The 21,765-nt window shown below is 50.6% G+C and carries 18 protein-coding genes; 8 read left to right on the plus strand and 10 right to left on the minus strand.

The window, feature by feature from the left end; all coding sequences use genetic code 11:
* Positions 1 to 178: 178 nt before the first annotated feature.
* Complete coding sequence (locus HCN83_RS09040; protein ID WP_246238168.1) at positions 179 to 1,669, minus strand: potassium/proton antiporter; 1,491 nt, start codon at positions 1,667 to 1,669, stop codon at positions 179 to 181.
* 154 nt (positions 1,670 to 1,823) lie between these two features.
* Complete coding sequence (locus HCN83_RS09045) at positions 1,824 to 3,017, minus strand: GTP-binding protein (protein WP_168006501.1); 1,194 nt, start codon at positions 3,015 to 3,017, stop codon at positions 1,824 to 1,826.
* A 145-nt stretch (positions 3,018 to 3,162) separates the two neighbouring features.
* Here HCN83_RS09045 and HCN83_RS09050 point away from each other — a divergent pair, with 145 nt between their 5' ends.
* A complete protein-coding gene (locus HCN83_RS09050) occupies positions 3,163 to 3,648 on the plus strand; it encodes a glutathione peroxidase (RefSeq protein ID WP_168006503.1) in 486 nt (161 codons plus the stop codon).
* Between the two features lie 54 nt (positions 3,649 to 3,702).
* Here HCN83_RS09050 and HCN83_RS09055 read toward each other — a convergent pair whose 3' ends face one another.
* A complete protein-coding gene (locus tag HCN83_RS09055; RefSeq protein ID WP_168006505.1) occupies positions 3,703 to 4,521 on the minus strand; it encodes a methyltransferase domain-containing protein in 819 nt (272 codons plus the stop codon).
* An 82-nt stretch (positions 4,522 to 4,603) separates the two neighbouring features.
* Between HCN83_RS09055 and HCN83_RS09060 the strand changes: the two genes are divergently transcribed.
* Positions 4,604 to 5,050 (plus strand): DUF4385 domain-containing protein, encoded by a 447-nt coding sequence (locus tag HCN83_RS09060; protein ID WP_168006507.1) that lies wholly within the window; start codon positions 4,604 to 4,606, stop codon positions 5,048 to 5,050.
* Between the two features lie 57 nt (positions 5,051 to 5,107).
* Here the strand turns inward: HCN83_RS09060 and abc-f are convergent, their stop codons facing one another.
* Complete coding sequence (gene abc-f, locus HCN83_RS09065) at positions 5,108 to 6,643, minus strand: ribosomal protection-like ABC-F family protein (RefSeq protein ID WP_168006509.1); 1,536 nt, start codon at positions 6,641 to 6,643, stop codon at positions 5,108 to 5,110.
* 373 nt (positions 6,644 to 7,016) lie between these two features.
* On the opposite strand from abc-f, the gene HCN83_RS09070 reads away from it, so the two are divergent.
* Complete coding sequence (locus HCN83_RS09070; RefSeq protein ID WP_168006511.1) at positions 7,017 to 8,315, plus strand: Na+/H+ antiporter NhaC family protein; 1,299 nt, start codon at positions 7,017 to 7,019, stop codon at positions 8,313 to 8,315.
* 509 nt (positions 8,316 to 8,824) lie between these two features.
* Here the strand turns inward: HCN83_RS09070 and HCN83_RS09075 are convergent.
* The 5 genes from HCN83_RS09075 to xylA all read right to left on the minus strand — a co-directional run bounded on the left by HCN83_RS09075 (position 8,825) and on the right by xylA (position 14,389).
* Positions 8,825 to 9,469: an SDR family oxidoreductase gene (locus HCN83_RS09075; protein ID WP_168006513.1), complete on the minus strand. Its 645-nt coding sequence runs from the start codon at positions 9,467 to 9,469 to the stop codon at positions 8,825 to 8,827.
* A 2-nt stretch (positions 9,470 to 9,471) separates the two neighbouring features.
* Complete coding sequence (locus tag HCN83_RS09080) at positions 9,472 to 10,002, minus strand: GrpB family protein (RefSeq protein ID WP_168006515.1); 531 nt, start codon at positions 10,000 to 10,002, stop codon at positions 9,472 to 9,474.
* Positions 10,003 to 10,168: 166 nt separating this feature from the next.
* Positions 10,169 to 11,197: a LysM peptidoglycan-binding domain-containing protein gene (locus HCN83_RS09085; protein WP_168006517.1), complete on the minus strand. Its 1,029-nt coding sequence runs from the start codon at positions 11,195 to 11,197 to the stop codon at positions 10,169 to 10,171.
* A 229-nt stretch (positions 11,198 to 11,426) separates the two neighbouring features.
* Positions 11,427 to 12,950 carry a xylulokinase gene (xylB, locus tag HCN83_RS09090; protein WP_168006519.1) on the minus strand — a complete coding sequence of 508 codons (1,524 nt, stop codon included), beginning with the start codon at positions 12,948 to 12,950 and terminating at the stop codon, positions 11,427 to 11,429.
* 101 nt (positions 12,951 to 13,051) lie between these two features.
* Positions 13,052 to 14,389 (minus strand): xylose isomerase, encoded by a 1,338-nt coding sequence (xylA, locus tag HCN83_RS09095; RefSeq protein WP_168006521.1) that lies wholly within the window; start codon positions 14,387 to 14,389, stop codon positions 13,052 to 13,054.
* A 273-nt stretch (positions 14,390 to 14,662) separates the two neighbouring features.
* On the opposite strand from xylA, the gene HCN83_RS09100 reads away from it, so the two are divergent.
* Positions 14,663 to 15,835 (plus strand): ROK family transcriptional regulator, encoded by a 1,173-nt coding sequence (locus HCN83_RS09100; protein ID WP_168006523.1) that lies wholly within the window; start codon positions 14,663 to 14,665, stop codon positions 15,833 to 15,835.
* A gap of 214 nt (positions 15,836 to 16,049) precedes the next feature.
* Here the strand turns inward: HCN83_RS09100 and HCN83_RS09105 are convergent, their stop codons facing one another.
* On the minus strand, positions 16,050 to 16,421 hold the full coding sequence (locus tag HCN83_RS09105; RefSeq protein WP_168006525.1) for a hypothetical protein: 372 nt from the start codon (positions 16,419 to 16,421) through the stop codon (positions 16,050 to 16,052).
* Positions 16,422 to 16,817: 396 nt separating this feature from the next.
* Between HCN83_RS09105 and HCN83_RS18755 the strand changes: the two genes are divergently transcribed.
* The 4 genes from HCN83_RS18755 to HCN83_RS09125 all read left to right on the plus strand — a co-directional run bounded on the left by HCN83_RS18755 (position 16,818) and on the right by HCN83_RS09125 (position 21,765).
* Positions 16,818 to 18,590, plus strand: coding sequence for a histidine kinase (locus HCN83_RS18755; RefSeq protein ID WP_168006527.1), 1,773 nt, complete (start codon positions 16,818 to 16,820; stop codon positions 18,588 to 18,590).
* A complete protein-coding gene (locus tag HCN83_RS09115) occupies positions 18,559 to 19,338 on the plus strand; it encodes a response regulator transcription factor (RefSeq protein ID WP_168006529.1) in 780 nt (259 codons plus the stop codon). Before HCN83_RS18755 ends, HCN83_RS09115 begins: the two co-directional genes overlap by 32 nt.
* Before the next feature lie 110 nt (positions 19,339 to 19,448).
* Entirely contained in the window at positions 19,449 to 20,801 is a 1,353-nt protein-coding gene (locus HCN83_RS09120) for an extracellular solute-binding protein (RefSeq protein ID WP_246238169.1), read from the plus strand.
* 85 nt (positions 20,802 to 20,886) lie between these two features.
* The gene (locus HCN83_RS09125) at positions 20,887 to 21,765 is read left to right on the plus strand and encodes a carbohydrate ABC transporter permease (RefSeq protein ID WP_168006531.1); all 879 of its coding nucleotides are present in this window, start codon (positions 20,887 to 20,889) and stop codon (positions 21,763 to 21,765) included.

The raw sequence follows: 21,765 nt of genomic DNA on the forward strand, positions 1-21,765 counted from the left end.
CCTTCATACAGGGTCGCCCTGAGAAATAGCTGAAGGCCAGCCCACGGCAAGCTTCCGCTGGTAAGCAGAGGGGAAATACAATCAAACGAATAAATATGTAAGTTGAAAGACTTTTTCAACAGCCTGGAAGACGGACCGATGATGATCGGTCCGTCTTTCCGGCAGTCTCCCTCCTGGATCAGGAATACGGTGGCTGCGGAGATTTTTTCTGTTCGAGCGCCCGCTTCAGTTCTCGCTTATAGCGGGAAGCGACGAGAATATAGAGAAAATCCCCGTTCTGTATTTCTGTTTCGCCGTAGGGAGTGATTAACGTTTCATCCCTTACGATCGCGCTAATTGATGCTTTAAGTGGGAAATCAACGTCCTTCAGCTTCTGTCCAGCAATCAGTGCGTCGCCGTCCACTTTAAATTGCACCATTTCTGCATTTGCTTTCCCCATCGATATCAATTCAATGGAGTGGTGTGGATTGTCCTTCTTTGGTCCCATGAGACCAAGCCTTTTCGCGAGCGGTGAAATCGTCGTTCCCTGCACGAGAGCGGATGTAAGCACAACGAAGAAGACGATGTTGAAGAAAAATTCACTGTTCTCCACGCCTGCCACAATCGGGAAGGTTGCCAGAATAATCGGAACCGCCCCGCGAAGACCTGCCCACGACAGAAACAGCTTTTCATTGTTTTTATACCCCATACCAAGCGTTGATAAATAAACGGCTGCCGGCCTCGCGATAAAGATCAGCGCTGCGGAAAGTAGCAGTCCGCCGATGATAATATCAAGGCTGAACAAGTCTGCCGGAAAAACGAGCAAGCCGAGTAAAATAAACATCAGAATTTGCGCCATCCAGGCAAACCCTTCGTTAAACTGGAAGATCGAGTACCGGTACGTAAGCTCTGAGTTCCCAATTACGAGAGCTGCAATATAAACCGCTAAAAATCCGCTTGCGCCTGCAGCTGAGGCTGCCCCGTATGTAAGCAGCGCAAACGCTACCGAAAAGATCGGATACAGACCACTTGAATCAAGCTTCACCCGGTTGATCGCAATCGAAGCGATTTTACCTACAGCGATCCCGACAATGAGGCCGATGCCCATCTGCCAGACAAATTCCGGCAACAGCGCCCACCAGGCAGTTTCCGGAATCATAATCAGCTCGATAAATCCGATCGTTAAAAAGACCGCCATCGGATCGTTCGTCCCGGACTCGGCTTCCAGCGTCGCTCCCATTTTCGCTTTAATATTCCGCTCCTTAAGCGCTGCAAAAACGGCAGCGGCATCGGTCGAACCGACGATTGCACCGAGAAGAAGTGCCTGCATCAACGTGATGTCGAAGATGAGGTACGCAGCAAGTCCAACAATTCCCGACGTCAGCATGACCCCGATCGTAGCAAGGGAGATCGAAGGAAGTGCCACGGCACGGACGGTCGCAAATTTCGTCTGCAGACCACCTTCAAACAAAATGATGACGAGCGCAAAAATACCGACTAGCTGGGCGAGCTCCGGGCTGTCAAAATAAACGATGCCAAGCCCGTCGCTTCCGACCAGCATACCGAGCAGAATAAATAAAACGAGTGATGGAAGTCCCACTCTGTTGGAAAACTTTGCTGCGAGAACACCGCTGATTAAAATAAAGGCACTTAAAATTAAATACGTATCAATTTGGGTTGTATCGACCAAACCGGCGTCTCCTTTCATCCTGTATAGGATTCATTATAACGCACCTGCTCAGGATCTGCACGGCTTGAGGCTGATGATGAAAGGTAATCTGACAGGGTTCATGCAGGTAAAAAACGGGCGCCCTGTCTGCTGCAGGCACCCGCTCTGTCGTCTGTTATTTCCCGGGAAATAGCTCCTCCGGCGTCTCCATTGGATCCGTATAAACCTCTCCGCTTTGCAACTCTGCTTCCGTTAACAGACAGGCATCCAGCTCGTTCTTAAGCTTTTCCTGATTCATATGCAGACCGATTAGTACAAACTCTGTTTTACGGTCGCCAATTTCCTCCATCCACTCATCTCGAAGCTCAGCATTTTCCTGCAGATAGTGGTCCTGCTCTTCCTGGTCCAACGCTGCAACCCAGTAGGCAACAGGATGCAGGTAGGCAGAGGGTCCGGCCTGGGCGAGCGAGAGGGCCATCTCGTCGTAGGCCGCGCTCCAAACGATGCCTTTCATGCGGACGACTTCTTCCGGGAGCCCCTGCAGCCAGTCAACAAAGCGCTGCGGATGGAACGGACTACGGCTTCTGTAAATGAAGCTCGATATGCCATATTCCTCTGTTTCCGGCGTATGCTCTTCCTGCTGAAGCTCTTTCATCCAGCCGGCTGACATGCTAGCCTGATCAAAATCAAACCTGCGTTCAGCCAGAAGGACATCTGCGTCTATTCTCCCATGCGCTGTACGAATCAACTCCGCATCCGGCTGAAGCTTTCGAAGCACCCGCTCGATTTCGATCAGCTTCTGTTCGGATACAAGGTCGATTTTGTTTAAAATCAGAACGTTGCAAAATTCAATTTGATCAATCAATAAGTCTGCAATATCCCGTTCATCGTCGTCCGATGCGCCCTGCTGCCGCTCCAGCAGCGTTTCTCCTGAGCGAAAATCATGCCAGAACCGGTTCGCGTCGACGACTGTTACCATCGATTGAATCGTACAAAATTCTGTCAGATCGATTCCTGTTTCTTCGTCAATATACGTGAACGTCTGAGCGACCGGCACCGGCTCGCTGATCCCGGACGATTCAATCAGAATATGGTCAATGCCGCCGGCTTCCGCAAGCTGCTTCACTTCCTCGAGCAAATCTTCCCGAAGCGTGCAGCATATGCAGCCGTTCGACATTTCAACGAGCTTTTCTTCTGTCCGCTTAAACCCGCCCTGCTCAATCAGTCCTGCATCGACATTGATTTCGCTCATATCATTGACAATGACGGCTGTACGTCTGGCCCCTCGCTCTGCCAGCAGATGGTTCAGCATCGTCGTTTTTCCAGCTCCTAAATAACCGCTCAGCACGGTAACTGGTATCTTTTCCATTCACGCTCTCTCCTTAAATCGTAATGGTTACTATTTAATCACATTCTTACTCTCCTTTCAATGGCTGAGCAAAAATAGAGACCAGTAAAAGCCCGTTCCGCTATACTGATGAGGAACATATGCCGACGAAAGGAGAGGACAGCTTATGTCTGAAACCGTATATGATTTTACGATGACAGCCTCTGACGGGCAGGAGATGCCGCTGGATACATACCGCGGGCGGCCTATGCTGATCGTCAACACAGCAACGAAATGCGGCCTTGCGCCTCAGTTTAGAGAGTTGGAGGAGCTTTATCAGGATTACCAGGAGCGCGGACTTGTCGTTCTGGGCTTTCCGTCTGATCAGTTCATGAATCAGGAGCCTGTAAACGATGAAGAGATGGTTACCGTATGCAGCCGTGACTTTGGTGTATCGTTTCCGCTGTCTAAAAAGACGAAGGTTAACGGCTCCGAAGCCCATCCGCTTTACCAGCACTTGAAGCTGCAGCAGAAGGGCATGCTGGGGTCAGAGATCAAGTGGAACTTCACGAAATTTCTCGTCGACTCGAACGGACACGTCGTCAAACGATATTCGCCGCAGACAGCTCCGAGAAAGATACGGAACGATATCGAATCTCTTCTGAACATCTGATGTCCTAAAAAAACTCCGCCGCCCGATGATGGGCGGCGGAGCTTTTGATTCGACTTACAGCGGCTTTGACAGCAGCAGCCGCACATCCAGCGTCAGCTTGTCCGGTCCTTCTGTTTCGTTAAGCATTCCCCGGTGCTTCCAGGTGAGCGGTGTCATCCGCATGACGTCCGCCGTTCGTTCAGGAGGTACACGCCAATCGGCTTGCAGATGCTGTACGGTACCGTTTGGAAAAGCAGTGAAAAACCCTTCTTCCACCTCTTGGCTGCTGTGCGATTTTTCGCCGGTGAGCTGACGAATCTCCTGCAGATATCGAGGACCGGGAACAGCCTTGACAACCAGACCGTCTTCACCTGTCACCCGCTTGAACTCCTGATAAGAAGCTGGTGAAAATACATTCAGCAGCACGTCAACAGCTTGATCGTTAAGCGGCATAGACGTAATATCACCTGTCACCCACATTAACCTGCTGTCAGCTGCAGCCGCTTGTTCAATACCGGGCTTTGCATTATCAATGCCGATGCCTGAAAACGTTTTGCGGTCCCGCAGCATGATGAGGTGGGATCCTTCCCCGCACCCTGCATCTACCACAAGTCCGTGCTCAGGCAGCAACGGTTCAAGCGCTTCGTGCATAGGTCCATAGAAGCCGGCACGAATCACGCGCTGCCTGGCAGCAAAAAGCTCGTCATCATAGCCGCCGGATGCCGGTCGTCGCAGCATAAAGAGCTGCCCCTTTTTAGCCATATCAAACCGGTGTCCGCGGCGGCAGACAATTGCTCCTTCCTCGGCTTCTGCCGCTTCCTCGCAAAAAGGACAGCGGATACTGCCGGCTAAATTGTTCCACATAGCGGTTCGAAGCTGTATTTTTGACTGCATGGACATTCATTCCTCCTGTCGTGGTATGTTTACTGTTATTTTCCAACCGGGTATAGGACCGCAAGAAAGGGAGGTGATCCGGTTGGCTTTCGACTATAATGCTGATTTTGAGAACACGGATTTTCGTGAAGAACCCCATAAATACCGCGTTGGCAGAGGGGAACAAGGCGTCCTCATGGTGGAACCTTACAAGAGCGAAATTCTGCCGCACTGGCGATTTAAGACACCGGACATTGCGAAAGAGTCTTCTGAAGCGATTTACGATATGTACCTCGATTATAAGAGAAACAATGATTTCGTCGGGATGGATATGGCTCGTAAGTTTATACAAATGGGCTATACCCGCTCGAGGCGCTACGCTAATTATAAGGGCGGGAAAAAGTATGATAAAGAAGGAAATATAAATAAACGGCAAATCGATGACGAGAAAGCAGAGTCCGCGAAAATTTTCGAAAAGAAATGGATTAAAATCCGCGAAGATGAAACGTACTTAAAAATGAAAAAAGAGCATCAGAAGAAATACGGCTGATGCCCTGCTCCATTGCCCGGGATGCTTTCTGCAACCCGGGCTTTTTAAGGTGTCTGTTTATTCTTTAGCTGCGTATGCTTGTTTCTTTTTTAACAGCTCCTGATATTCTGATTCAAGCGCTGCATCCGGTTCCAGACTGAGCCTTCCAATTACTTCTGCAAGCCTGGTATCAATCCGCATCCGCTCCTCCTCTTCCTCTGTCTGCACAGTCGCCTGCATATCGGTCCGCCACAATCTTCCTGCGTCTATCCTGATTTCCGACTCTGTCGTTCTGCTTCTAAAGCGCCTGTCGTGAGAGACGACAATCAACGTACCTGGATAGTCGACCAGCAGGCTTTCCAGCGCCTCAGCCGCCTCGACATCGAGAAAGCTCGTCGGTTCATCGAGCACCAGCCCTGTATAGTTGCCTGTCATGAGCATAGCGAGCGAAAGCTTGACCCGCTCTCCGCCGCTTAGAACGGCTGCTCTTTTATTGATATCAGATCCACGGAAGCCGAGCCGAGCAAGGATCGTCCGGACGACCTCTGCCGGCTGAACAGCATCCTGTCCGGCATTTTCCAATACAGTCTCTTCCGGGTGAAGCATTGTTAAATCCTGCTGAAAGAAACCAAGCCTGCTCCAGCCCGCTTTTGCTACTCCTTTTCCATGCTGCAGTTTTTTCAGAAACGTTGTTTTTCCCGACCCGTTATGACCAGTCAGCGACAGCTTTTCTCCATGCCTGATCGGAAATGGTTCGGCAGTCCACAGATGCCTTTCGTGAGCCTTTGCAAGCATGCGCTTAACGAACAGTTCTTCCTGATGATGCCTCCCTTTTCCGCCGGGAAGAGTCATTTTCAGCGGCTTATCCTCCCAAGGCTTGTCGACCTGTTCCAGCTGCTCCAGCCGTTTTTCCATCGCTTTCGCTGTCTGCTGCATTTTTTTCTGCTTCTTTGCAAAATACGGCTTGGCTCCGGTAATGGATGCCTCCGACCGGCTGACGTTTTTCGTGCTTGTCAGCTGATCTGCTCGTTCCTCTCTTCTGCGGGCTGCTTCTTCCAGCGACCGCTTCTGTTTCACGTACGAATTGTAGGCCTGCTGATGTTCGCGCTCCTCCCGGTGCTTCTGCTCTCTGTACTGGTAATAGGAGCCTGGAAACGTTTTGATCAGCTTTTGTTCCATTGCCCAGATAGACGTGCAGGTGCGATCGAGAAACTCACGATCGTGCGATACGACAATATACGCACCTTTCCAGCGCTGAAGCTTCTCCTCCAGCCATTGAATGTGCGCTTCGTCCAGACTCGTTGTCGGCTCATCTGCAAGCAGAAGGCCTCCTTGTTCTGCAAATGCCTGTTGTATCCAGGCCTGCGTGATCTCTCCGCCGCTCTTCATCTCACTTTCCTTCAGCTGAGGCAGGTAAATAACAGTGCTATCAGCCTTGCAGCTGCCGCTGTCAGGTTCGCGCCGCCCGGCTAGTATTTCCAGCAGTGTTGATTTCCCGCTTCCATTTGCACCGATTAATCCGATCCGGTCACCATCCTCCACCGTCAACGTCTGTTTCGTAAACAATTCCTTTCCATTGACTTCCGCCGACAGTTGTTCTGCATACAGCATCATGCTGCATTCCTCCTTTAGTTCGGGAAAGACAAAAAACCTCTCCCGGATCTGTCGTTCGACCAGGAGAGGTAAAAAGGGTTCGCGAAAACAGACGCCTGCCCGTATAAGACGAGACGCAGCTAGAGGAATTGCTCCTGCCGGCAGCTTTCATTAGTACCCGTTTGAGGACTCTGCAGAGCCGATACCTATCCTGATCTGAACATAAAAAGGCCTATACGCCCGTCTTTTCGTGTTCAGTTTCTGATCAGGATAGATTACTTCATCGGCCTGCTTCACCCTTTCCGTTTTTATTCTTCTTCAGCATATAGCCTCTCTTTTCTTTTGTCAACGAGATGTCCGGCGTATGCTACAATGACGGACGGAGATGATCATGATGACCCAAACGTATTCGAACAGGCTGATCGCAGCCGTTTTTAGTTGTGCGATCGTGCCGCTTATGTCGGCTGCTGCTTTCGAGCTTCCGCTCGGTCCGGCAATGCTGCCCGGGCTCGCCGCTGCAGCAGCAGCTGTAATGTATAAAGGTGCTCCGGCTGCCTTTGTGGCCCGCACATCGTTGAAAGGCATGAACCGGAGCAGGGCCATCGCCTGGCTGCTTATTTTTATCGGGCTGCTGCTGCCTGCGTGGACCTATGCCGGCATCGTTGATGACCTGAATCAGCTCTTTCTCGCCGGGATTCATCCCGGCTATTTCTTAACTGCCTCCTTTCTGATTGCGTCAGTGATGTCCCTGACAGTCGGCAGTGCCGTCGGCTCCCTCAGCATCGTCGGCATTCCGCTAATCGGAGCTGGCACTGCCCTTGGAGTCGCTCCGGTCTTGCTCGGAGGAGCACTTGTTTCCGGTGCTTTCGTTGGTGACAGAACGTCTCCGCTTTCGAGCTCGTTTCAGCTGCTCCGATTCGCTTCGGGCCTGACAACACGTCGCCACCTGCGGACAATTACACCGACTTTGCTGATTTCTGTTCCGCTCACAGCAGTCATTTTTTTAGCCATAGACCTCGCCTCCGGTCCCAGAACCAGTTTTTCCAACGTAGCAATACCTGAAGCGGCAACGCTGCTTCTTTCTCTCTTGCCGCCCATCCTGCTGCTTGGACTGATCGTCCGCGGTAAAAGCATGTACAGCTGTTTTATTGCTGCGATTGCTTCCGGGTCTGCGGTCGCGTTTATACGGGGCGGCGACCCGGCTTCCTGGATCACAGTTCTCTGGAACGGCACAGACCGGGTAAATGGATTGGTCGACATGCTTCCCTTTGTCTTGTTCATTATCATTGTAGGCGCCTTTTGTCAGCTTCTGGAGGATACAGACATGCTCCAGCCTCTGCTGAAAAAGGTGTTTCACGGATCTGAATCGCTTGGCACTGCCTCTGCTAAAACGACAGGAGCAGCTGCTGCCGTAGCGCTCGTCTCTCCTAACCAGTCCTTTCCGATTTTACTGGCTGGTCGGACGATGCTTCCGTATTGGCGTAAAACATACGGACCCGCCCATATGGCCCGGATTCTTGCTGATTCAACGGTCGTTTTTGCCGGTCTTGTTCCGTGGAGCCTGCTGGCTATTCTGTGCAGCACGATCATTCAGGTTCCGGTGACGGCGTATGCCCCGGCAGCCATCTTTTTATGGCTGTCCCCAATCATTACGATCGGCTACAGCAGCTGGCTTTCCATGAAAAACAGATAAAGCTGAGACTGGTTACTCACACCCTTCCAGGAAATCACTGTTTTTCAGGCAGCATGATGTCCTGTTGCCAGGCGAACCTCCAATTCATGCGAAAGAGACTTTCAACTTACATGTTTATTCGTTTGGTTGTATTTCCCCTCTGCTTAGTGGAGAACAACGTCACGACAGACGCGACTGCTTTTTTACGTTTATCATGATTTCTAGGAAGTACGGACCCCTCTATTCAACATTTAAACGTCTCATCGGAAAGGTTCTATTTGTATGGAAGCCGACCGTGCATTCATAACCACGCACTTGAAACGCACTGCCAGCTGCCGACATCGGAGGATCAGAACGAGGCGAAGATCCAGCGCTTCCGACGGAAGAAGGAAGCGGTTAGCTGAGCCCGTTCCCTCCGGAAAGCGAGGGTCCGCAGATACAGGCAGATGCAACGTTATTCACCGAAAATGACTTTATCAACAATCTGGAAAGAGCAGAAGCCGGTACCGGCTTCTGCTCTTTCCAGTTTACTACAGATTTTTTAATGCTTCTTCGGGGCTATGCTCTCCTGATACCACATCAAACCCTTTGTAGTACGTGCTTTCTTCATCAAGTGCAGCATAGAGAACGGCTGCTACGTCCTCGCGGGGGATGTCAGCCCGTTCCAGATTTTCAGCTGCCTGGACGCGTCCGGTTCCACTGTCGTTTGTCAGACCGCCCGGACGGACGATCGTGTAGGTCAGGCTGCTGTTCATGAGCATTCGGTCTGCGTAGTGCTTTGCAGCAAAGTAATGCCTGATTTTTTCGCTCCAGTTGCTGCGGTTGTGCGCCTGTATCGCACTTACCATCAGAAAACGTGCAGCTCCTGCTTCTTCAGCTGCCTCCACAGATTTGACTGCGCCATCCAGGTCAATTAGCAGAGTCTTATCTGCTCCGGTGCTTCCGCCTGAACCGGCCGTAAAGACGACGGCATCGCATCCGTCAGCTGCCGCAGCAATCTCACTTACCGGTCCTTCGAGATCTGCGAGAACCGCTTCAATGCCATCTGCTTTAAATTCATCCGCCTGTTCCTGTTTGCGGACCATCGCTCTCACCTCATGCTTGTCGCTGTCCTTCAGCAGCTTGACCAGATGACGGCCGATCTGTCCATTTGCTCCGATTACTAGTACACGCATCCTTATCCTCTCCTTTTGGAAGCCGGGCTGCGGTACCAGCGCAGGGCACGGCATTCCAGTTCTTTAACGTAATCATGCTTGCCTTCTGCATAGGCACTCATATTAAAAGGATATTCCCAGGCTAATGACTTCTTCAAACCTGCGTAGGCTTTCCTTCGCGCCGGATGCGCCCGCAGGTAGTCCCGGAGCGCAAGGTGCCGGGTGATGTCTTTGCTTCCCTCCGGAAAAATGTGCAGATGAAAAGCGACGGGTGAACGTTTTCTAAAAAAGAGCCTTCCCGGGCTGTTTGTCGACGTGCATCTGCTGTAGCCCAGTTCACAAAGAGATATCTCAATCGTTTCTGAAGCTGCAAGAGAAGTAAAGACCGCCATGATATCGATCACTGGTTTGGCGTCACTTCCAGGTACGGCTGTGCTGCCGATATGGTGCAGCTCCTTCAGCCGGGAATGGAATACACTTCGCAGCTGCACGGCTTCTTCTTCATACAGCCCGGGCCATGCCGGGTCATACGGTGCAATCGTAACTCTGCCCATCCGCTCCGCCTCCTCTGCTGCTGGTGCACTTATCATAATCCAGCCGGTATGCTTCGTAAAGCAGGAAGCACGCTCTGAGTAAGCTTTTTTCAGCCGTCACGCTTTCATCACGAAAGAACCCCCCGCCACATTTGGCAGGAGGTGCTGATCACGTCCCTCTTTACTGTCAGGCCGGGATTTTTAATACTTGTCCGACTCGAATGAGGTTAGGATTTGATATACCGTTCAATGATGTGAGCTTCTGTAGAGTCGTCTTATTTTTGATGGCAATTGCATAAAGCGTATCGCCTGACTTAACCGTATAGGTCGACGCTTTCGGAACCGAAGCAGCTGCTTTAATCTGCAGCACTTGTCCGACTTTTAAGGCGTTCGGGTCACTTAATTTATTCAAAGATGTCAGTGCCGCAACCGTCGTATTATACTTGCGGGCGATAGCATAGAGCGTGTCTCCAGATTTGACCGTATACGTTGTTCCTGAGGTGCCGGAAGGTTTTGTATCCAGCTTCAACAGCTCTGACACGGTCACGAACTTATATCCTTTGGCCTTGAGCTGCTTAATGATTTCCGGCAGGGCTCCCGGCGTTCCGGATGCTCCTGCACCGGTATGCATCAGTACGATGGAACCCGGTTTGACGTTATTCACCACTTTATTAACGATCTGCGTTTTCGAAACACCCTTCCAATCGACGGTATCTATATCCCAATGAAGCGTGTGCGTATATCCTGCTGCTCCGGCAGCCTGCAGCACTGCGTTATTTACCGCTCCGTACGGGGCTCTGAATATCGGCCTTGTCGATTTTCCTGTTACCTGCTTCGCAAGTGCCTCGGTTTTTTCCAGCTCCCGCTTCATCTGCGTCGCCGTCAGCTTGGTAAAGTCCGGATGGGAGTAAGAATGGTTGCCGATCTGATGTCCGTGATCTGTGATTCTCTTAACCGTTTTAGGGTGATGGTTCATGCCCGTGCCGGTTACAAAGAAGGTGCTTTTCACGTTGTGCTCCTGAAGCGTATTCAGTATTTTGGAAAGGTTCGTTCCATCTGCGCCGTCATCAAAGGTCAGGGCTACAACCTTGCTCGTCGTATTTCCTTTTGTAATCCACTTGGAAGCAGCTGCATCAGCTGTTTCCGGAAAAGCTGCAAAGGCAGTAACAAACAGCAGCACGAGAGACAGCATCAGTTTGACAAGCTTCATTCCCATCTCACCCACCTCTTTCATTCAGTCATGCCAAAAATACCGGCATATGTATGAAAAAAGCGCCTACAGCAGTATCTACACACTCTCAGTATACTCCTGATTATACTTAAATTGTCGCCGTTTTCTGTGTAGTATTTTCTAACATTCCGGCAAAATACAGTTTTTTTTTGACGGAAAAGAACAGCCTGCCTCTTATTAAAATAAGAAGCAGGCTTAGAGTGAATATGTGCTGTCAGGAAGTTGTTTCAGCTCCTTGTTTGCTCCCTGCATGCCGGAACGGCTTTAACGCTCTCGACAGCTCTGCAGTGGCCTGGTAGACCTGCTGATAAATCGGAAACAGTCTGGCATACACAGCTGCTGCGTCCGGATCCGGTTCGCAAAGGTCCGCTGCTTTCGTGAACCGATCTGACAGTTCTTTGTAGCTGTCTGTCCATCCTAGTCCGTATGCAGCAATCATTGCGGCTCCGAGTCCGGGTCCCTGCTCGCTTTCCAGCCTTCCAGTCGCTGCCCCAAAAATATCAGCCTGTATCTGCAGCCACAGCTGGCTTTTCGCTCCACCTCCGGAAGCGATAATCGTATGAACCTGCTTTCCCTGCTCACGGAAAAGCTGAAGCGATTCGTTCAAGGAAAACGTAATGCCTTCCAGAACAGCACGCGTCATATCCCCGAGCGTATGAGAGGTGTGCAGCCCGATGAAGCTTCCGCGGATGTCTGCATCCGGATGCGGAGTCCGCTCTCCGGATATATACGGAGTAAACAGCAGTCCCCGGGCTCCCGCCGGTGATTTCTCTGCAAGCGCAAGCAGCTCTTCAAATGAATGATCAGGGGCCAGCTGTTCCTTAAACCAGCTGAGACTGTGACCTGCAGCGAGCGTCACGCCCATCGTGTAATAGGCGTTTGGCACCGCATGGTTAAAATAATGAACGGTTCCGCCAAAATCTTTGCTGCCGTCTTCTTCAAAGGCAAGCATGACACCGGAAGTACCCGTGCTGCTCAGCACACTTCCCTCCTGTAAAATGCCCGTTCCGAGTGCGCCGCACGCATTGTCTGCCCCGCCGGCAAACAGCGGAATGCCTCTAAGGCCCGTCTGATCCTGCATCTCCGGAAGCAGCGTGCCGGCTTCGGCATGACTTTCCAGGAGCGGTGGAAAAAGCGACGCACGGAGCTGAAATGTATCTGCTATCTTGCGGCTCCATTTCCGATTTGCTACGTCCAGCAGCAAAGTTCCGGCTGCGTCCGAGTAATCCATGCCAAGTTCACCGTTGAGCCTGAAGCGCACGTAGTCTTTCGGGAGAAGAAAGGCTGCTGCCTGTTTAAACAATGCAGGCTCATGTTCCTGCACCCAGAGCAGCTTCGGCAGCGTGAATCCTTCAAGTGCCGGGTTTTTCGTTATACGGTGCAGCGTCTCCAGCGTCAGCTCTGTTTCAATTTTCCGGCACTGTGCTGTCGTCCGCGTATCATTCCATAGTATCGCACGTCGCAGCGGAGCACCTGCCTCATCGATCAACACCAGACCGTGCATCTGACCGGAAAAGGAGATCCCTTTCACCTGTTCCGGGTCGATACCTCGCACTGCTTCAGCGATCGCCTCAACTGTTTTTTCCACCCAGTCTTCCGGCTCCTGTTCACTCCAGCCCGGCTCGTCATGGTACAGCGGATAACCTCTTGAGGCTTCCGCTGCAACCGTTCCCTGTTCATCTACGAGCAGCACCTTGACAGCACTCGTTCCTAAATCAACTCCAAGTACGTAAGCCATATACGATCTCCTCTCTTTTGTATTATTTCCGTTTCGGCCGTTTACTTCTGTTAAAAAAGGCCGCCTCAGAAGGGGGACTGAGACGGCCCGTATCAACCCGATTAAAGGAAATTTACAGAAAGAATGTATTGATTGATCCCTGCTTTGATCCGCTCCAGATGGCCGGATGCGTGGTCAATCTGCTTTTGATCAAGGGCATATGCTTCCAGCTCCGCGAACGACGTAGTACCTTCGCGAATCTTTTTCCCGATGCCGTCGTTAAACGTTTCATAGCGTTTGTCTACAATCGATTCAAAGAAACGGTCATCGATCATTTTCTGCGCCACTTTCAGGCCGACTGCAAAGCTGTCCATGCCTGCAATATGAGAATAAAAAAGGTCTTCCGGCTTAAAGGAGCCTCGGCGGATCTTGGCATCGAAGTTCAGGCCGCCACGTCCAAGACCGTCGTTTTTCAAAATTTCATACATCGCAAGGACCGCGGAATAAAGGTCCGTTGGAAACTCATCCGTATCCCATCCAAGCAGCGGGTCACCCTGATTCGCGTCGACTGAACCGAGCATCCCGCTGATTCTTGCGGTGCGAAGCTCGTGCTCGAACGTGTGGCCGGCAAGCGTTGCGTGGTTTGCTTCTATATTAAATTTGAAGTGATCCTGCAGCCCGTACTGGTAAAGGAACGAAGTCGCAGTTGCTACATCAAAATCATACTGATGCGTTGTCGGCTCTTTCGGCTTCGGTTCAATCAGAAACTGCGGATTAAAGCCGATTTCTTTCGAATAGTCGATGGCCATATGATAAAACGACGCAAGGTTATCAAGCTCCAGCTTCATGTCTGTATTCAGAAGTGACTCGTAACCTTCTCTGCCTCCCCAGAACACATAGTTTTCGGCACCGAGCTCTTTACCAGTTTCAAGTCCTTTCTTCACTTTTGCAGCCGCATGTGCGAATACGTCCGCGTTGCTCGACGTCCCTGCACCGGAAACGAAGCGAGGGTGTGTGAACATGTTCGCTGTGTTCCAGAGCAGCTTCGTGTCAGATGATTTCATGTAGTCCTTGATCATTGCAACGATCGTATCGAGATTTTGATTCGTTTCACGGAGCGTATCTCCTTCCGGTGCGATATCAATATCATGGAAGCAGAAAAACGGCGCTTTGATTTTGTCGATAAACTCGAATGCTGCTTCGACGCGTGCTTTAGCCAAATCCATTCCGCTGTAATGATCCCACGGACGCTGAGCGGTACCTGCTCCAAATGGGTCAGATGCATCCTGCGTCAACGTATGCCAGTAGGCGACAGAAAAGCGAAGCTGCTCCTCCATCGTTTTGCCTCCAACCTTCTCTTCCGGATTGTAGTACTTAAATGCATACGGATTTGATGACTGCGGGCCTTCGTAAGCGATTTCAGGAATATTCGAAAAGTACGTCGTTCTTGTTTCTGCCATGATGAAAACCTCCTAAGTTATAGATAACTTCTTGATATTTGTATTGTAGCAGGGTAAACTTAGTTTGTCCATTGAATTAACTAATAAAAAAAGAGAACTTTTTTAGGTTCTTCTTTCGTTCTTGCTAGGTTACAGTCGGCAAGGTGCGGTAGAATGATTATAAGAGCAATGTACAGCCGGCAATTTGCTATAACTAAACTATGTTAACCGGTTCATCATACAATTAGATCGAAGAACCCGTGCACTTCATTAAACAATGTAGGAGGAATCGATATGGCTGCCTACCAGCAAACGGTTAAACTGGCGAATAAGTCCATCATTTTAAATACGATCCGGGAGCAGGAACCCATTTCACGTGCAGCCCTCGCCCAGACACTCGGGCTTACGAAAGCTACTGTTTCTTCATTAGTAGAAGAATTAATTAACGAGCAGTACTGTTATCAGACAGGTCTTGGGAAATCAAGCGGCGGAAGACGTCCGCTCATGCTGCAGTTTAATGAGAAAGCAGGGTACTCCCTCAGCTGCGACATCGGCGTAAACTATATTTTGACGGTGCTGACCGACCTGCGCGGCTCAGTGATTCATGAGATATCCCGTTCATTCGATACGAATGATTTCACTCGTACCGTGATGGAAATCAAAGTCATGCTGGATGAATGCCTCGTCAAAGCAGAAAACGCTCCGTTTGGCCTTGTTGGAATCGGATTTGGTGTGCCCGGTCTCGTTGATAAAAACGGCACGATCCTGACGACCCCTAATCTGGACTGGACACAGTCCAACGTAAAGGAAATCTTCGAGGATCAGTACGGCGTTCCTGTCGTCGTTACGAATGAAGCAAACGCAGGCGCGTACGGTGAAAAGACGTTCGGAAGTGCCAGGCACACAAGCTCCTTCGTTTATGTAAGCGCCGGAATCGGCATCGGCGCCGGCATTGTGCTCGACGACCGCCTGGTCATGGGAGCCGGCGGATTAAGCGGTGAGATCGGTCATACGACGATTAAAGACGAAGGCCGCTCCTGCCGCTGCGGCAGCAAGGGCTGCTGGGAAATGTATGCATCTGAAATGGCACTGCTCCGTTCCTTCCCTGAAAACGGACACGATCTCGAAAATCTGCTGAGCAAGGCTGAAACGGATGCAGCCGTCCGAAATGCCTTAGAAGAGATCGGCTACTATTTAGGGGTCGGACTGACGAACATCATTCATACGTTTAATCCTGAAAAAATTGTGATCGGCAACCGTCTAGCCAAAGCGGAACGGTTTATTGCAGAAGCGATGTATGCTTCTGTGAAGGAACGGACGCTGCCTCAGCTCTATAATCAAACGGATATCAGCTTCAGCCGCTCCTATTATTATGCTGCTCCCTACGGTTTGACTGCCTTTAACATCGAAACGTTTTTACAGAAACAATTCCTCCCCCCTGCGACAGCAGGATCAACGCCATCTTAGTTCTTACTGTTGCCTCCGATGCCAGAAAATCGGGGGCATTTTTTATTTTCGCTCCTTTTTTAATTAGCTACCTTGAAAATAGCTCGTTCAACCAACGTTCATCAAGCTGTTCCACTCTCGGCGAAGGCTTACCCAAGGGCTTGTTCCCGACTACTATTGGCGAAAGAGCGTATCGCCAACATGGATTCTCGCACTGCGCTGATCCTTTGAGTGTTCACGCCTTTGTTCCACAGCGTTCGTAATGTTCATCTTTCATGGTGCAGGTTGTCATTGCATGAGTGTCTCTTTTAAAGCCTGATGTTGAGAGGAAAAAAGTTTGCCTGTGGCTCATCTTTTTTCGCTTGCCCCGGAAAAATCCTTCCGCTATCCCTTCCTTGCGTCCGGAATGATCTTCACGCTTTCTTTTTTCGCAGGCGTCTTGAAAATCGCCTTGTCTGCCATTTTTCGGATCGGAAAGTTGAAGAAAGAAACAATCGATGTCTTTTGTTTTGCGAAGCAAGAACGAAGCAGAAGCTGGCGAACGCCTGTGAGCCGGGAAGATCCCGAAGCAGAGGAACTCGTCTGCGGCAAGCTTGCCGCGCTGCAATGACGTGTCCTTCTACCAACAATGAATCGTAACAGAGACACGTATGCAGGGGATACTCCACCACGAAAGATGAAAATAGTAAACCCCGTGGAGCAAGGGCAGGACACCTGGAGGATCAGCCCTCGGGCAAGCTTTGCCGAGGAGTAAAGCATGGGCAGCTGTCTCCTGATAAAAAGCTATTTTCAAGATAGAATTTTAATTAACGATTTATGCTGCCTTTCTGTGTGACAGGCTGAGACATCCGCAGAAAATAAAGCGCTTTCTTGTTTTACTAATGCAAAACGATTATCATAAGTTTAATGAAAAAACTATTGTGGTGTATATCCGCTGTTCGTCTCCATCCTCTTTTCCGCTACAATGGAGGAAGATGTGACAGAGATAGGAGGAGGCTTTCCGGTGCGATTTTCTTTTTTAAGACCGGCTAACACGATGCGGAATCAAATACTGGCCGTTTTTGCTGCCGTGATGGTTATCGTACTCGGTGCAGTCGGTCTGCTTGCCTATAACCTCGTGACTGAAATCATTAAGGAAAACGCCGAGGGACAAATCGAGCAGACGGCTGTCCAGGCACTCGGACGAATCGACACCCAGTATGAAACGATCGATTTAATTACAAGTCAGATTGCAACCGATCCCGCCGTGCAGCAGCTGCTGCAACAGGAAACTGCCGGAATGCAGGCAAATTTTGCCGAACGCCAGTCGATGAACGAAATCATCAACAGCTACCAGGCTTATACCACCGGGCTGCAGTCGTTCGAGCTGTATTTTACGGATGAGCGCCGGCTGTTTCCGTTAAATGAGCTTCCTCTATCCATCCGCGTATCCCCCGAATGGATAGAGGCTGCTGAAGAAGCACGTGGACGTCTGCTCTGGGCCGGCGAAGATCCGCTTGATGCACAAGCCTTTCTCGCTATTAAGCAGATTAACATGCCCGAAGAGGATTTTCAGCGCGGAGGCTACCTGATCACCGTTGTTCAGGACACATACTTTAACCTTGCCGGAGCAGCCGAGCAGCTTGACATTCAGGAGGAGTACGCCCTGCTTTTGGATCAGAACGGTCAGGAAATCGCCGGCAATATGCCGGAAGAGCTTCGGGATGACGGATTGAACGGAAGCGAAACCGTTCTTTATAACGACGAAGAGTTCGTCCGGGCAGAGGTGATTTCCGACAGTTCGGGGTGGACGCTCGTGATCTTGAGCCCCGTGTCCCGTTTGCTGGAAGGCCTTCCTGGCATCGGCACAGCTATGATCATCGCTGGCGGCACCGGTCTGATCCTGTTTATTCCCGCTTCCTGGATCGTATCGAGCTATTTGTCCAGACCGATTCGGCAGCTGACCCATGCGATGCGCTTCGGAACGCTTGGTGCGCTCCGTAAAAGCAGACGCATCTCCTCCACTGTTGAAATGAATGAATTAAACGATACGTACAACGAAATGGTTGAAACGACCAATCACCTGATTAAAGCCGTCTATGAGAAGGAACTACTGAAAACAAAAGCCGAACTGAGAGCACTTCAAGCCCAGATCAATCCTCATTTTCTGTTTAATACGCTGGAAGCGATCCACTGGACGCTTGATGAACGGGATGAAGAAATGGCTGAAGTGATCATTTCGTTATCCGACCTGTTTCGCTATACGATTTCGGAAACAGATGACGATCTCGTGACGCTTGAAGAAGAACTTCAACACGCAGAGCGCTACCTGCAAATTATGCAGCTCCGCTTTGAAGACCGACTCAGCTGGCGAGTGGAAATCGATCCCCTTTACCGGGAGCAGCGCATTCCAAAGCTGCTGATTCAGCCGCTGATCGAGAACGCGCTGCTGCACGGAATCGAAACGTGCCGCGGCGGTGGCAATGTAACCGTTACAGCCTGCCAGGCAAAAGTAGACGGCTATTTGGAAATTAGTGTAGCTGATGACGGCTGCGGCATGAGCAAAGAGCTGCTGGAGCGTGTGCGGGCGTCACTAGATAACCGGGAGAAGGTTGACACGAAGGGGACAGGGCTTGCACTGCGAAACGTCTGGCAGAGGCTGGAGTTCGTTTATCCGGACGACGATCCACAGCTCCTGATTGACAGCATAGAGCATACAGGAACGACGATCACGCTATTAATTCCGATTAAAGGAGGTCTCCTTCATGCGCACGAAACGAGTACTGATCGTAGATGACGAGCCTCGCTCCCGCAATGGCCTGAAACGGAGACTGGAAACATGGGAGCATGATCTGCTTCAGGTGTTTACAGCCTCTGACGGACCTGAGGCGCTGCACCTGCTTCAGGAGCAAGACATTGACGTCCTGATCACCGATATCCGTATGCCGGAAATGACCGGACTAGAATTGATTGCAGAGACCAAATCATTTCAGCGCCGTCCGGTGTTCATCGTCATTTCCGCTTACTCGGAGTTTTCCTATGCGCAGGAAGCCCTGCACATGGGTGTCGTTAACTACCTGCTGAAGCCGGTTAAAAAAGAGGCGTTTCTGGATGCCGTGCAGGAAGCGCTTGAAACCCGTTACCGCCTGGATCAGATCGAACGGGTGGACCGGGCTTTTCAGGAACCGGACAGGATTCCGTCCGACCAGCTGCCGGAACCGCTTCAGGAGGCAGCCGCTTACATCGACAGCCGCATAAGTGAAAAATTCAGCTTAAAAGAAGTAGCACGGGAGGTTCACCTGAATCCCAGCTACTTAAGCGTCCTTTTTAAAGAGCACATGACGATGACGTTCAGTGAATACGTGACGAAAAAGCGTCTTCAGCTCGCAAAACGGCTGCTGCTTACAACATCTTTGCCGATCACGGAAATTGCCGAGCAGACTGGATATCAGACATCCAAATATTTTATCCGGATTTTCCGCGAGCACGAAGGCCTCACCCCCAGCCGCTACCGGCGTGAAAGCAGCACAGACGTCGAAAAATGATAGTTCAATCATATAAATAAAGTGGTACTTTACCTAATTACTGTTACCTTATGAAGCGCTTTCATCCTTGCTATACTTGGCTTACACCAAATCGCTGAGGGGGAAATAAATTGAAAAAGAAATCATTTTTATCACTGATGGCCCTTTCCACTGCTGGACTGATTGCACTGAGCGCATGCGGAGCCGATGAGTCGGAAGACGCAGCAAGCGCAGATGAAAACAACAACGGCGGCGACACGAACGAAGCTGCTGAGCAGGAAGAAGTCACGCTCGACTTCATGCACCTCTGGCCGCAGGGAAGCTCCCCTGACCACTACCGGATTGTAACGGAAATCATTGAAGAGTTTGAAGAGATGCACCCGCACGTCACAGTTGAAATGGAAGTTCTTGAAAACGAGCAGTACAAAAACAAGCTGCAGGTTGTCTCTTCTTCCAACCAGCTGCCTGACGTCGGGATGACCTGGCCGGCAGGCTTCCTTGAGCCTTACGTTAACGGTGATCTGTTCGCTCCGCTTGATGATGCGCTTGAAGAAGACAACATGCGGGACGACTTCGTTGCCGGAACAATTGAAGCATACTCCGTAGATGACGAAGCATACGCGCTGCCGCTTGAACTGAACATTGCGCCTGTCTTCTATAACCAGGCAATCTTTGACGAGTACGGCGTGGAAGTACCGGAAACATATGATGACTTGATTGAAGTGATTGATACATTATCAGAAGGCGGCATGACGCCGATCGCACTCGGAAACCGCGACCGCTGGACAGGTTCACTCTGGTACATGTACCTGGCTGACCGCATCGGAGGATCAGAAGCACTGAACTCAGCTATTGACCGCAGCGGAAGCTTCACAGATGAGCGCCTTGTGGAAGCAGCTGACCGCATTCAGGAAATGGTTGACCATGATGCCTTCATCTCCGGATTCAACGGTCTCTCTGATCAGGAAGCGAAAGCAGAATTTATGAACGGAAACGCAGCGATGTACCTGATCGGTTCATGGGATCTGCCTAACTACACGACAAATGAAGAAGTACCGCAGGAATTCCGTGACAGCATTGACTTCTTTAAGTTCCCTGAAGTTGACGGCGGCGACGGCGATATTGACAGCTGGGTCGGCGGACCTGGGGTTGGGCTCTTCGTAGCGGAAAACTCTGATGTCAAAGACGAAGCTAAAGCATTCGTTAAGCACTTCACAGAAGAATGGGGCAAGCAGTCTGTTGAAGATGCAGGCGTGATTCCGGGCACACAGGTGAACACAGACGAAGTGGATCTTCCGGATCTGTTCATCGATGTCTTGGATGAGCTGAACAACGCGTCGGATATCACGCTCTTTGCAGATGTTCAGATGAGCTCAGGCGTAGCAGAAACACATCTGAATATGATTCAGTCCCTCTTCGGAGAGGATGTAACACCGGAAGAATTTGCAGAGACGCATGAGGAAGCGCTCCAGGAAGACGAATAAACACGCACGTCCGCCCCGTAAGTTCCTCCGCGAATTTACGGGGCGTTTTTAATCCAGCTGACCGTAACGAAAGGGGTTCGTCTTTATGAATCAGATCATGTCGGATAAGCGCGTGATCGCACTATACACGCTGCCTGCCCTGCTTCTCATCCTTACGTTAATCTATGTGCCGATCGTGCTGACGGGCTATTACGGCCTGATGGACTGGGACGGGATTGGCGGCATGGAGTTTATCGGGCTTGAAAACTATGCAAACTTAATCGGAGATACGATGTTCTGGCGCAGTGCCTGGCATTCACTGCTGCTCGCGCTCTTTTCAGTTGGAAGCCTTGCACTTTATTTAACGGTTTCCCTCGTATTGGCAGGCAATATCAAAGGCGCCGATATGTTCCGTAAAATTTTTCTCATCCCGATGCTGCTCTCAAGCGTCGCGATCGCCCAGCTGTGGATCCGTATTTATCATCCGTCCAACGGGGTGATGAACCGGTTTTTAACATCGATCGGAATTGAAAATCCACCGATGTGGCTTGCCGATACGAGTCTCGTTCTGTTCGCGATTTTTGTTCCAATCATCTGGCAGTATGCCGGTTTTTACATCATTATTTACTACGCAGCGCTGAAAAACATTCCGAAGGAGCTTGAGGAGGCCGCGAAGATCGACGGCGCTTCCCCGCTGCAGATCGCCTATAAAATCAAGCTCCCGCTCATCTCGGGCATCATTAAAGTGACCATCGTGCTTGCCGTGATCGGTTCATTGAAATACTTTGATCTGATTTACGTCATGACCGACGGCGGACCGAACGGAGCCAGTGAAGTAATGGCCTCCTACATGTATAAGCTTGCGTTTCGATCCAATGACTTCGGCTATGGCAGTGCCGTCGGCTTCTTCCTGCTCGTGCTCATTTTGATCGTGACGTATCTGATTCGTAAAGCAACGGCTTCCAAAGATGAAGTTCAATATTAA

Origin of the sequence: Alkalicoccus luteus, from assembly GCF_012034335.1 — a bacterium.
GTDB classification, from domain to species: domain Bacteria; phylum Bacillota; class Bacilli; order Bacillales; family Salisediminibacteriaceae; genus Alkalicoccus; species Alkalicoccus luteus_A.